General features: G+C 44.7%; 10 protein-coding genes and 1 pseudogene. 3 read left to right on the top strand and 8 right to left on the bottom strand.

Going from position 1 to position 12,173, the window contains the following annotated elements; translation table 11 throughout:
• Window positions 1–18 precede the first annotated feature (18 nt).
• On the bottom strand, window positions 19–1,812 hold the full coding sequence (locus tag AC3WTJ_RS05930; RefSeq protein WP_492521048.1) for a protein adenylyltransferase SelO family protein: 1,794 nt from the start codon (window positions 1,810–1,812) through the stop codon (window positions 19–21).
• Between the two features lie 164 nt (window positions 1,813–1,976).
• Between AC3WTJ_RS05930 and AC3WTJ_RS05935 the strand changes: the two genes are divergently transcribed.
• Window positions 1,977–2,462, top strand: coding sequence for a hypothetical protein (locus AC3WTJ_RS05935; RefSeq protein ID WP_492521049.1), 486 nt, complete (start codon window positions 1,977–1,979; stop codon window positions 2,460–2,462).
• Between the two features lie 58 nt (window positions 2,463–2,520).
• On the opposite strand, the gene AC3WTJ_RS05940 is transcribed toward AC3WTJ_RS05935, so the two are convergent.
• On the bottom strand, window positions 2,521–4,977 hold the full coding sequence (locus AC3WTJ_RS05940) for a S9 family peptidase (protein WP_492521050.1): 2,457 nt from the start codon (window positions 4,975–4,977) through the stop codon (window positions 2,521–2,523).
• A 220-nt stretch (window positions 4,978–5,197) separates the two neighbouring features.
• Here AC3WTJ_RS05940 and AC3WTJ_RS05945 point away from each other — a divergent pair, with 220 nt between their 5' ends.
• Entirely contained in the window at window positions 5,198–6,424 is a 1,227-nt protein-coding gene (locus AC3WTJ_RS05945) for an MFS transporter (RefSeq protein WP_492521051.1), read from the top strand.
• Between the two features lie 12 nt (window positions 6,425–6,436).
• Here the strand turns inward: AC3WTJ_RS05945 and AC3WTJ_RS05950 are convergent.
• The 5 genes and pseudogenes from AC3WTJ_RS05950 to AC3WTJ_RS05970 all read right to left on the bottom strand — a co-directional run.
• Window positions 6,437–6,892: pseudogene (locus AC3WTJ_RS05950) on the bottom strand (VanZ family protein); the annotation flags it as partial.
• A 34-nt stretch (window positions 6,893–6,926) separates the two neighbouring features.
• Window positions 6,927–7,790 carry a M15 family metallopeptidase gene (locus AC3WTJ_RS05955; protein WP_492521052.1) on the bottom strand — a complete coding sequence of 288 codons (864 nt, stop codon included), beginning with the start codon at window positions 7,788–7,790 and terminating at the stop codon, window positions 6,927–6,929.
• Window positions 7,791–7,887: 97 nt separating this feature from the next.
• On the bottom strand, window positions 7,888–8,973 hold the full coding sequence (locus AC3WTJ_RS05960; protein WP_492521053.1) for a sensor histidine kinase: 1,086 nt from the start codon (window positions 8,971–8,973) through the stop codon (window positions 7,888–7,890).
• Window positions 8,966–9,661 carry a response regulator transcription factor gene (locus AC3WTJ_RS05965; RefSeq protein WP_492521054.1) on the bottom strand — a complete coding sequence of 232 codons (696 nt, stop codon included), beginning with the start codon at window positions 9,659–9,661 and terminating at the stop codon, window positions 8,966–8,968. The genes AC3WTJ_RS05960 and AC3WTJ_RS05965 overlap by 8 nt, the downstream gene beginning before the upstream one ends.
• A gap of 48 nt (window positions 9,662–9,709) precedes the next feature.
• A complete protein-coding gene (locus tag AC3WTJ_RS05970) occupies window positions 9,710–10,882 on the bottom strand; it encodes an FAD-dependent oxidoreductase (RefSeq protein ID WP_492521055.1) in 1,173 nt (390 codons plus the stop codon).
• A 201-nt stretch (window positions 10,883–11,083) separates the two neighbouring features.
• Here AC3WTJ_RS05970 and AC3WTJ_RS05975 point away from each other — a divergent pair, with 201 nt between their 5' ends.
• The gene (locus tag AC3WTJ_RS05975) at window positions 11,084–11,278 is read left to right on the top strand and encodes a hypothetical protein (RefSeq protein WP_492521056.1); all 195 of its coding nucleotides are present in this window, start codon (window positions 11,084–11,086) and stop codon (window positions 11,276–11,278) included.
• 101 nt (window positions 11,279–11,379) lie between these two features.
• Here the strand turns inward: AC3WTJ_RS05975 and AC3WTJ_RS05980 are convergent, their stop codons facing one another.
• The gene (locus AC3WTJ_RS05980) at window positions 11,380–12,162 is read right to left on the bottom strand and encodes a phytanoyl-CoA dioxygenase family protein (RefSeq protein WP_492521057.1); all 783 of its coding nucleotides are present in this window, start codon (window positions 12,160–12,162) and stop codon (window positions 11,380–11,382) included.
• Window positions 12,163–12,173 lie beyond the last annotated feature (11 nt).

A 12,173-nucleotide genomic window follows, 5' to 3' on the forward strand; every position in this document is an offset into this window, starting at 1 on the left:
ACGTTATCCAATTCGATTCTAGGTTCCGCAATAAGTCCGGTAAGGACGAGCAGTTTGAGCCGGCAGTGCGGAATATTCCGATTGCTCGGTTGTATGCGCGAAGGGATTGGAGAGCACCTGAAGAAGCCGCTCCATGACACTATAGTCTCCATGTTTCACTGCTGCTTCTAATGCTTCTTCTACCCGATGATTGCGTGGAATAATGGCAGGATTGCTGGTGCGCATTAACTTCTGTGACAAGTCTTTCGTCTCCTGCTGCCTGCCTAATCTTGCCTGCCATTGCTCATACCACTGAGCGAATTCCGCGGTCCCGAACAGGAATGTCTCCTCAGGTTTATCTAAGGTTAACGCACGGAACGTGTTCGTAAAATCTTCCCCGTATTTGTGCATCATATTGAGCAGTTCTTCGATTAACGTAACGTCTTGAACCTCTTCGTTAAAAATCCCCAATTTCGCTCTCATTCCAGACAGCCAATTCCGATGATACCGTTCTGAAAAATGAGCAAGCGCATTTTCAGCCATTTTTATCGCTTCTTCCTCTTTCTCACTCAATAAAGGCAATAAAGTTTCAGCAAATCTTGCAAGATTCCAAGCCGCAATGCGCGGCTGGTTGCCATAAGCATAGCGCCCTTGAGAGTCAATGGAACTGAACACAGTAGCTGGGTCATACACATCCATAAAAGCGCAAGGACCATAATCGATCGTTTCACCGCTAAGCGCCATGTTATCTGTGTTCATCACGCCATGAATAAACCCAACAAGCTGCCATTTGGCGATAAGATTCGCCTGCCGTTTGATCACTTCATTTAGCAGCGACAGGTAGCGGTTCTCATCTGCTTCAACTTCTGGAAAATGCCTCTGCAACGTGTAGTCAGCCATAGCAAGAAGATCCTCAGGAGTGCCGAATTTTGCAGCAAATTGAAAAGTACCGACACGGATATGACTAGCAGCTATACGAGTGACAATTGCTCCTTGCTGCTCGGTTTCACGATACACGGTTTCCCCCGTCGTAACCACCGCTAAACTGCGGGTTGTGGGGATCCCAAGTGCGCTCATGGCTTCACTTATGATATATTCACGCAGCATCGGACCAAGCGCCGCACGACCATCTCCACCGCGGGAGTAAATCGTAGGGCCTGCCCCCTTCAGTTGAATATCGACACGGACGACTTGAGGCGTAATATGTTCACCGAGCAGATTCGTGCGACCGTCCCCCAGCATATTAAAATGCCCGAATTGATGTCCGGCATAGGCTTGGGCAAGTGGAGAAGCACCTTCAGGGATTTGGTTGCCTGCAAAAATCTCCGCTCCGTCAGCACCTTGAAGCTTTTGAATATCAAGACCTAGTGATGCAGCCAACCTATCGTTGAAAACAACGATTTCTGGTGAAGGAACAGGCGTCGGGTTGAGCCTACTATAAAATAGTTTAGGCAGGCGAGCATAACTGTTATCAAAATTCCAACCGAGCTTCTTTTCGTCCTCATCTTTTGCCAATTCAGCCTGCCAAGCACGCATTCCGCCATCGACGGTGACCGCGTCAAATCCCTTCTCGCGCAGCAAAATGGCACAATTCGTCCCTGAGTTGCCTCCTGAACAAGTGACGTACAGCGTCTTGCCATCGGCAATTTTTTGAAGTTCAACTGCAGTATTTTCTGACCAGTTGTTAATTTCACCTTTTTCAATGTGAATGCGATGAAGATTATTATGCTCTGGTGTATATTCAGAAGCGGTTTCCTTGCTACGGACATCCAGCAACAGGACTTCTTCTGTTTCTAGTTTTTTAAACAAATCAGGGATTGATATTCTGTCCATGGTAGCCTCCTATTACAAATAAACGAGTTGAACTCATTCACTAATCATATCACCCGCCTACTTCTCCAGCAAATCGGACAGTTGAAAATCACCTAAACTTGATCTTGAAACTTTTGAAACATTTCCCAATTTCCATACGTTCTATAATTATGGAGGTGATATGTATGAGGAGGAAGTTCGGATTTTTACTATTATTATTTTCATTCTTAGTCTTTATAGCTTGCAATCCATCCTTACCACCTACGGAGACAATGGAACTGAATGTTCCTATCTCTCCAGCAAAGATAGAACCTTATTCTGTAAGTATTGATGTACCTAAACAAGTAAAGATGAATGAAGTGTTCACGATTAAAGCTAGTTTACTGAACTTAGGTGATAATCAGATTATGCTTCGACATGCAGCACGTATTTTTTACTTTTCAATTAAAAATAGTGATGGAAAGCAAGTAAACACCTTTGCAATGAAGGATATCGGTGAAATAAGTGCTTTAAATAAACAAGAATCAGCCACAGAGGATTATAATGATAAGCTAAACACTTCCGGCTACTACGAGGTTTCAGCAATTGCAAAGTTCACACTTGGTGAAGGGGAAAATTTAAAGGAATACGAGCTTGAGACAAACAGATCAGTCATTGAAGTTATTCCTTAAAAAAAGTGCCAAGCACCCATAAAATCAAGGTGCTTGGCACTAAGAAATGTACATATGATTATGCGGATTTTTTCTTGTTTTTCACGTTTTTATTTAAGAAATGAATAAGTGCTTCATAAAAGTCGTGTACGTTTTCCTGTTTTTGATACCCATGACCCTCATTTTTCTTGAGCATGTAAGGGACATCTACATCCAATTTACGCAGCGCGGCGACCATTTGATCCGATTCGGCTTTATTCACTCTAGGATCATTGACACCTTGTGCGATCATTAACGGCGCTTTTATTTGGTCGACATGCAGGACAGGCGATGCCGCTTCAAGCAGCTTCTTATCCTTGACAGGGTCGCCAACCTGCTGATACATCATCGAACGGTCCATGGACCAGTATGGCGGAATCGTATTCAAGAAGGTAATCAGATTGGAAGGCCCTACAAAATCCACACCCGCTGCATACAAATCGGGCGTAAACGTCATCCCTGCCAATGTCGCGTATCCCCCATAGGATGCTCCATAGATGGCAACGCGCTCAGGATCAGCAGTTCCCCTTTTAATCAGCCAATTCACACCGTCCGTGATGTCGTTTTGCATATTTTTGCCCCACTGCTTATCTCCCGCGTTCATGAACGCTTTCCCGTAGCCTGATGACCCACGGAAATTCAGCTGCAACACGGCATACCCTTGACTCGCCAGCAGCTGGGCTTCCATATTGAACCCCCAGGAATCGCGGGCCCAAGGTCCACCGTGCGGATTGACAACAACGGGCAATTGGGTCGATGCTCCACCTTTGGGAAGCGTTAAGTACCCGTGAATCGTTAGTCCGTCTCTGCTTTTAAAAGAAATCGGCTGCATCTCCGCCATCTTTTTCGTATCTAACTTTGGTTGTACATCTGCTACTTTGTCAATTTTATTTGTTTTACGATCGTACAGATAATAGCTGCCATAAGATGTATCGCTATATGTGTATAGCAGCAAGATGTCCCTGTCTGGCGATCCGATCAGCCCCCAATGAGAAGTTTGAAGTTTTTCCTCGATATTGTGGAACAACGATTCAAATTCTTGATTCAAGGCATGCAATTTCATATCTTCTGTCTCATAGGATACGGCCGCAATCGATTTGTTCTTATATGACACAATAAAATTAGTGAGATCAGCCTCATCATTGACATAGATGACTTCCGTCTCTTTTTTGATAGTCGGGTCATATTTCACGAGCGCCTGCTTATCGCGCCCTACATTGGAAACAGCGTAGATTTGCGCGTCATTGAACGTAAACATAGCCGGAATAAAGGTATCTTTGCGATCAAACGTATCGATTTTTTCAAAATCTTTGTTTTCATTATCACGATATAGAAGGTTAGTGGCTTCACCGTCTACAGCTACGGCGGCACGAATCTTCCCCCAATTATCCGTTACCCAAAATTTGACGTTTCCAGGATTCTGCACTTTTAAATTTGTATCACCTGAGCTGAGCTTAACCCGATAAACGTCCATCACTTTAGGATCTCGCTTATTCATGGTTAGCAATAACTCAATGTCACTTTCACTCTCGTAAGGAAGCACATCCAGAAGATCAGCTTTGACATTCGTATATGGCGTTAAATCTTTATCACCTGACCCGTCAACGTTCACAACATGAATATGCGTGTTTTCCGTTCCGCCTTCATCCATCTTGTAAATCAACACTTTGTCGGTAATCCAATATAGGCCATCAATATTCTCGTCTTTGGAGCTCGTGATTCTCGTACTTTCCGACTCTCCAACCTTTTGGATATATAGGTTCATGCGGTTTTCCCATGGTTGCAAATAAGCCAACGATTTACTATCAGGCGATAACCGCATCTGGGCTTTATTCGGAAGTTGCAAAAAGTCATCCAGTGAAACAGGACCTTGCCCTGTTTCTTCTTTTTGAGAAATCGTTCGGAATAAAAATAAGACTAGCTGAGCGCGAGTTACCTGATCCTGAGGCATAAACGTTATTTGCTCAGTAATAAAATTTTGCTTTAACTTCAAAACATCGTCATGATGCGCTTTGCCGATCGTTGCTTCATCCTTAAGCCATGCTTGGATGCCGTTATCCTTCAATTGGAAAGCACGCACCAGCAAGCTTGCCATCTGTTCGCGCGTCAGGAGCGCATCCGGTTGGTACATGCCATCGCTGCCTTGCACGATGTTTTGTTCTTTCAATGCATTGACTGCTTCAGCATAAGGGCTGTCTACTGCAACGTCCGTAAAGCCAATCAACGATGTCGGCTTTTTGAGTTTAAGCGCTTTGCTCAGCCATTTAGCGGCATCTCCGCGTGTAACGGCATCGTCCGGATGAAAACCTCCGTCTTCTTCCGCATCCACGATACCTTTCTCTTTAAGCTGAGCAATCTCTTGACTTGCATAATAATCTGCCGGCACATCCGGATAAGCGACTGTATCGCTGCTTGCCTGTGCCCCGATTGGCAGCGAAATCGCCGCTATCCATACCGCTGCCAACAGGGAAGCTACCCCTTTTCGAAATGAAACCATCCTGACCATCCTCCTGTAAAATACATGCGACATCAAAAATACGGAACGTGTCCCATTATATCCCAACAAATGAGAAATTGATAGACTTGTAGAGTAGAAAAGTAATAGGTAGAATTACCCCTAACAATTCATATCGTTCCTTTAGCCTTTCTCATGTATGAAAACAGAATATAGGTGGAAGATAGAGGTAACAGTTTGAGGATGGGAGTAGCATACGAACATGAGTAAATCAACATTGCTGCAAGACCCGGCAAAACGGAAATTACTTTTCAGCGCGGGAATAAGCTGGTTATTCGATGCCATGGATGTAGGGATTATTTCCTTTATCGTCGCAGCTCTGGCTGTTGATTGGAAATTAGGAGCACAGCAAATCGGCTTGTTGGCAGCCATCAATTCAATAGGAATGGCTGTTGGTGCAGCCGTTGCCGGAGCAAGTGCAGATCGTTATGGCCGTAGATCCGTGCTTCTGGTAACACTGCTGATTTTTTCTATCGCAAGCGGGCTTTCCGCTATAGCAACAGGTTTCATCATGTTATGCATCTTGCGCTTTATCACTGGATTCGGTCTTGGCGGGGAGCTGCCCGTAGCTTCTACACTTGTTTCTGAATCGTTTTCCGCTACAGAAAGAGGACGGGCTGTCGTCCTGCTCGAAAGCTTTTGGGCATGCGGATGGATTATCGCGGCTTTGATTTCCTATTTTGTTATTCCTACATATGGTTGGAGAGCGGCATTTCTCATTGGTGCGCTGCCGGCCTTATATGCCTTATACCTAAGAAGAGCGATTCAAGATTCGCCGCGCTTTAATGAGCAACGAAGTCGCCGTTTAACGCTCAAAGAACGTGCCTCCTCCGTCTGGTCAACAAATTTCCGGAAATCAACGATTACGCTCTGGATTCTCTGGTTTGTCGTCGTTTTCTCCTATTACGGCATATTCCTGTGGCTTCCATCCGTCATGGTGCTAAAGGGATTTAGTCTTGTAAAAAGTTTTCAATATGTGCTGATCATGACGCTAGCGCAGCTTCCCGGTTATTTCACAGCGGCTTATTTTATTGAAAAATTCGGCCGTAAGTTTGTTCTCGTCACTTACTTGCTGTTAACAGCTTTTAGCGCGATTTGGTTCAGTACGGCCGGTACAGAAGCTATGCTGATCGCTGCTGGGATTAGCTTATCCTTTTTCAATCTTGGCGCTTGGGGAGCTATGTATGCATATACCCCCGAGCTATACCCTACTCGTATCCGCTCGACAGGCGTTGGATTTGCCGCATCCTTTGGGCGTGTTGGAGGGATCATAGGCCCTTATCTTGTTGGGTTATTGGTGTCTCGACATCACAGCATTACCTCGATATTTACCATTTTCTTCATTGCTATCGTATTCGGAGCGTTGGTTCTTCTGTTCTTCGGCAAAGAAACGAAAGGAACCGATCCGGATCAAGCCGCTAGCAGCTGACAATAATTTGAATACGAAGAAGCCCAACAATCCGCCGAACGTATTTAGAAGGAGATCATCCACATCGAAGCTGCCGATAGCAAATAAAACTTGTGAGCATTCCAAGCTCAAACTTAAGGCAAAGGATCGAAAAATGACCCCGATCACTGACATCTTTGATTTTTTGAACAGAAGCATCAGAAAAATGCCATAAGGAACAAATATCAAAATATTTCCGTACAAATTGATCACGTCATGGCTGGATAAACTTTGAATATTGTGTGAGATGGACTCGAATGGACGGAAGTTAGCCGTTTGCAAGCGATGCCGGATATAGATCGGATTCGCAAGATTTCTCTGAAGTTGATGCCAGAGGAAAGGAATGTCAACCGCAGCGAACTTAAATAAGATCACTTTAAACACCATGTAGATATAAAGCGCAAATAGCCCGGACATCACAGTGTCATACATGAATTTCATCTGTTTCATTTACATCCTCACCTTTCCTGAGTTTTGATGCTATTTATAGAAACACAGTGACAATCACGCCATCCATGTTGTTGCCTGACAGCTCATATTTAAGCTTGCTTGGCACTTGGATGGTTGTATTCTTCGAAATCGGATGATACGAAATTTCATATTTTACACCTTGAATCGTTGTTGTTATCGTGTTTTGCTCCTTCAAAAATTCTAAATACTGTTCCAGCGTTAAATTCTTTTGCTGCATAATCAGGCTATGGGGCACTCCAACATATCGGAAATGCCAAGGTTCATACTGGATGCCGGTTATCGCCGTTTTATCTTTGGGATAACGTAAAATAAACCCGTAGGTCGCCGCATTCTTCTTCAGCCAATTCCCTTCAGGAGCTTGACTCATTTCCGATTGCGTCGAACCAATATCAAGAGCTATACCTAAGTTATGCTCGCTATTTCCAGCCGGCAAAGCATAATCCGGACCCATATCTTTATAGAGCTTACTTTGTTCTTTGTTATCCCGGTAGCCGCTGTTAATGATAAAATGATGAATTCCCTCTTTATCAGCAGCTTGGATCATGGTGGTAAAATTTTTCACGATGCTCTGTGACAAGCGAATTGTGTTATCTAGCAAACCATAGCCATTGACCAATTCTTTATGTTGAAAAAGATTAACCACATCCGTGAGAATTCCCACTTGGTGGATCGGGTAATCCTTATTGATTAAGACTAAATTCCCTTGGTATATTTGATCTTTCATAATCTTAATCGTTTGTTCGCCCTTTTGGGGAATCGACTCATGCATGTCAACTTCTGCTCCCCCTTGTGCTTCATTTACACGCTCCGTATTCTGGTGAATGGCTTCATAACCAAGCAGTGCCAGTATGACAAGCCAAAAAACCCACTTCTTCATTCTTTGTTTCCTCCTTCTTCTTACTAGACATAAGAATAGGGCAAACTTTTTAAGAAAGAAGTGGGTTAAAATTAAAGTTTTTCTTAAATTTCTTTCATTAAAGAGGTAAACGCACCTCAAAGAGCGTGCGAACCAAGCTGCTTTGGGCAGATATCGTTCCTTGATGCTGCTCCACGATATTTTTGGCAATGAAAAGCCCGAGTCCGGTACTTCCTCCTTGATGCGTGCGAGCCCGGTCACCGGTGTAAAACATGTCAAAAATATGCGGCAGCTCTTCCGGAGGAATACTATCGCCATAATTAACAACTTGAACGACAGCTTCGCCTTCATCAAGATGGCAGTTGATATCCACAAACTGGCCGTCTTTTCCGTACCGATTCGCATTCGTTAATAAATTTTCAAAAACACGTGCCAGCAGCTCGCCATCACCCCGAATTTGCAAATGCGGTTCAATATGTAGTCTAACCAACAGGTGACTTTTCTCGAAAACAGGATACAATTCCTCATTAAGCTGAATGAGAAGATCACTCAGATCGATTTGCTTTTTCTCAATGGAAAGCATGCCGTAATTCATTCTAGTGAGTTCAAACAGTTCGTCAATAAGCTTCTCCAGCCGTTTGGACTTCGTAAAAGCAATCGTCGTATAATGCCTGATTTGTTCCGCCGTCAATTGATTGTCCTGAAGCAGAAAATCTAAATAACCTAAGACCGAGGTTAGTGGTGTCCGCAAATCATGAGCTAAATTCAAAACCAGCTGATCTTTGCTGCTTTCCGCGAAATCGCCCCGCTCCACGGCTTTTTGCAGCTTCTCACTTGCCATATTGATATCTTCTGCAATTTCTCTGAACTCATCGTTCGATGAAATATGAACTCGACTTTGGAAATCCCCGTTAGCGAGGCGATGAATCCCTGTAGAAATCTCGTGAAAATAGGTCGCGTAAGGTTTGGTAAGGAAAAAGAAACAAACAATCGCCAGAGGTATGAAAAAGATGAGAAAGAAATTAAAATCCCCAATATCCGAGATAAAATGGCGTAATTTCGCCAAAGGATCTTCAGCCCGAACACCGCTGTAGTAAAGTTGAAGGACCTTATAAAGGATGAAGGTGAAAGCACCCGACAAAAGCATGCTCATTCCTAATAGAACGATCATTTGGAAGCGGAAACTTCGTATCATTTTAGCCATTGAATGTATATCCCACACCCCAAACGGTTTTGATCCATTTGTTTTTATTGTTCTCATCTTCACCCAGTTTTTTGCGCAGGGTACGGATGTGCACCATGACGGTGTTGCCACTTTCATAAAAGGCTTCGCCCCATACGTGTTGAAAAATATTTTCCACACTGAACACTTTTTTGGAATGAGCCGCCAAAAGGTAGAGGATATCAAATTCTTTCGGTGTTAATTCAATCATTTCACCATATAGATTCACTGTCCGTTTGTCAGGATCAATCGTCAGTCCGCCTGCTTCCAGCAGGTTGTGATCGACTTTGGGTTGACTTAACTGCATGGACCGTCGCAAATGAGCGTTCACTCGAGCGACCAGTTCCATTGGATTGAAAGGCTTGGTCATGTAATCGTCGGCTCCAATTACCAATCCCGTTATCTTATCCAAGTCAGATGATTTGGCGCTAAGAAAAATAATCGGCATTTGATGCTTTTCACGAATTTGCCGCGTTACCTCATGCCCATCCAACTTCGGCATCATGATATCCAGAATAGCCAAATCAATCGAATGCGTTTGAATCGCCTGGACAGCTTCTTTGCCATCCTCCGCTTTAATGATTTGGTAACCTTCTCTTTCTAAATGCAGCGCAATCAGATCGGCAATTTCCGCTTCGTCATCCGCGACCAAAATCGTAATTCGTTTCATTGGTATCCCTCTTCTATTTAAAATGCGTCTTTCTTATTCTATCCGAATTCAGCGCATTTGCCCATTCTCCCTGTCATGGTATTGGTTCATCAGGTCCGCTAGCTTGCGCGCAGCATCATCGGAAAAGCAAAGCTTGAGATTAGCATCGGATATCTCTGCTGAAATAGACGAGTAAGCATACATCTTCTCTTCGTAAGCTTGAACAGCCGTGTTCAAGTCATCGTGCTGAACGATGGACAACGCCAGCTCAGCGGCATCTAACATCGCTAAATTCACGCCTTCACCAGCAAAAGGGGACATCAGATGCGCGGCATCTCCAATCAGGGTGACACCTGGTTTATGCGTCCATTGGAGTCCAACCGGCAGGCTATAGATACGTCTAGGCACAATTGGCCCATCAGCTGAGCGGATATAATTGGTTAGTGAAGTATCCCAATCGCTAAAATACTCAAGCAGCTGCTTTTTCGCTTCTTCAGGCTGATCAAACGGGATACCGCATGTATCCAGCCATTCGCGTTCAGCTTCAAATGCCGCATATACACAGATTCGGCCATCTCCATTCAACTGGCCCAATATGCCTTTATGATCCGCAAGGGCAAACATTTTGCCGCGTCGATTAAAAGCAGCCAGTTCCGGATGTGCGACAGCGGCATTGTCGACATATAGTTCAACCATACTTAGTCCGCTGTAGGCAGGAACTGATTCTGTAAGCAGCGGACGAATACGGGAGAATGCGCCGTCTGCAGCTACGACAAGGTGAACGGTATCCACATGCCCATTCTGGAAGTGCAGTTCGTGCATCCCATTTTCCATAGGAATGGCCTGAACTAATTCGTGTCCCCACTGAATAGTGCCCGGGGCGATAGCGTCTAACAACAGATCCCGCAGCGTCCCGCGATCGATTTCAGGTCTATCCCCTTCACCGCCCTCCGCCACTTCATCCATATACAGCTTACCGAATTTATCGAGAAGCTTGAAATCTTCCCCTTCATATCGGGCGAGCGCCTCAAATTGTTCGATTAAGCCAGCTTCTCTGAGTGCTCTCTGGCCAGAATCGGAATGGATATCTAACGAACCGCCTTGTTTGCGGCTTGACGGTGATGCTTCCCGTTCATAAACGGTCGTTTTGATCCCATGCTGCTGTAAAATCCGGGCCAACGTCAGTCCTCCAGGACCTGCACCTACGATAGCAATACGTTGCGGTTGTTTTGTTGTGTTCATACGAATCGTCCCCTCGTCGTTAGATTTTGTTTATCAACTGACCAAAGTATACGACTGCTTTTTAAACTGAAAATAAACGAGGTAGCTTGTCTTAATCAGCGCCACGTTTCTACAACTTTTACGTCCATTATGGTTTACAATAAAACAACCACCATCAAGCAAATCCTGCAGCCGATGTAGAATGTACCAGGGAGAGCTCTCATGAAAAAGAATCATATTGTCGTCGCAATCACATGTCTTTTCTTTGCAGGAGCTATTGTTGGATTGGGTTTAATTGAAGGTACTAACGTGATAGAACCGATCGTCAAGACCAAAACGAATGATTTGCCGAACAAAAAACTTTATGGATTTATATTTTATGAGGAACCTGCCTCTTACATTTCATATCAAAAGTAACCGTAGACAAGAAACAAGCCCAAGGGAAAGCATCCCTGGGCTTTTGTTTTTTATTAACTAGCGAGTTTCGGGCATACTAAGTGTAATCGGCTACAGCGCAATCATTCATTCGTAAATTGCACGGGATAGCCGGCGCCAAAAGGCGCGTCCGGTCTTTCGAATTCTCCCATGAGGTAACGCCGTGTCGGTGTTGTGCGCGCTAGAAACTCTGGATTGTTGGCGAAGCGATCGGAGCAACGTACCCACGGCGGGCTATAAATATAATGCATCGTGTAACGGTCATAATCACCGTCATGCGCATATGTGCGGTGCCAAACTGCATTGTGAAAAAATAAGACTGACCCTGCCGGCGCACAGATAACATGGCCAATTGGCACGTCTTCCCTGTTCGCTCGAATCGAATCCGGCAGCTGAACCTGGCTTCGATGGCTTCCCGGGATAAGCTCCATATTTCCGGTTCGCGGGATCGTCTGATCCGTCAGTAAAAAGGAAGCGCGCAGCTGAAGCAGGGGAATCGGATAACCAAGCTTACGAAAGTCGTAAGCACCCGATCCGTCTTGATGCCATCCGCCTACCCCACCAAAAGCCGGTTGTTTCGTACACCAGCCGGACTGCATAATAAACCGATCACCATAAAGCGCTCTGACTTTGGGCAGGATAGCCGGATGATCGATCAGTCGCTCTAAGGATATCTCCGTTTCATATCCTCTGCCCACTTGTGCCCAGCCGGTGGTGCCGGCTGATTGGTGTAAGCGAATGGAAGCCTCCAGACATTCATTAACTTCTTCTTGCGAGAGGACATTTGGAATCAAGAGATAGCCCCAAGATTCAAATGTGAACCGATCTAACTCCGTAAACTCTCCTGGACTAGAAATGGGATTCATGAGATAACTCC

The organism is Paenibacillus sp. FW101-FHT12H11 (assembly GCF_058790355.1).

Coding starts and splice junctions, on each gene's coding strand:
- AC3WTJ_RS05955 (WP_492521052.1), bottom strand. CDS start 7,790: ATGAAGAAGTGGGTTTTTTGGCTTGTCATACTGGCACTGCTTGGTTAT.
- AC3WTJ_RS05970 (WP_492521055.1), bottom strand. CDS start 10,882: ATGAACACAACAAAACAACCGCAACGTATTGCTATCGTAGGTGCAGGT.
- AC3WTJ_RS05935 (WP_492521049.1), top strand. CDS start 1,977: ATGAGGAGGAAGTTCGGATTTTTACTATTATTATTTTCATTCTTAGTC.
- AC3WTJ_RS05960 (WP_492521053.1), bottom strand. CDS start 8,973: ATGGCTAAAATGATACGAAGTTTCCGCTTCCAAATGATCGTTCTATTA.
- AC3WTJ_RS05980 (WP_492521057.1), bottom strand. CDS start 12,162: ATGAATCCCATTTCTAGTCCAGGAGAGTTTACGGAGTTAGATCGGTTC.
- AC3WTJ_RS05945 (WP_492521051.1), top strand. CDS start 5,198: ATGAGTAAATCAACATTGCTGCAAGACCCGGCAAAACGGAAATTACTT.
- AC3WTJ_RS05975 (WP_492521056.1), top strand. CDS start 11,084: ATGAAAAAGAATCATATTGTCGTCGCAATCACATGTCTTTTCTTTGCA.
- AC3WTJ_RS05965 (WP_492521054.1), bottom strand. CDS start 9,661: ATGAAACGAATTACGATTTTGGTCGCGGATGACGAAGCGGAAATTGCC.
- AC3WTJ_RS05940 (WP_492521050.1), bottom strand. CDS start 4,977: ATGGTTTCATTTCGAAAAGGGGTAGCTTCCCTGTTGGCAGCGGTATGG.
- AC3WTJ_RS05930 (WP_492521048.1), bottom strand. CDS start 1,812: ATGGACAGAATATCAATCCCTGATTTGTTTAAAAAACTAGAAACAGAA.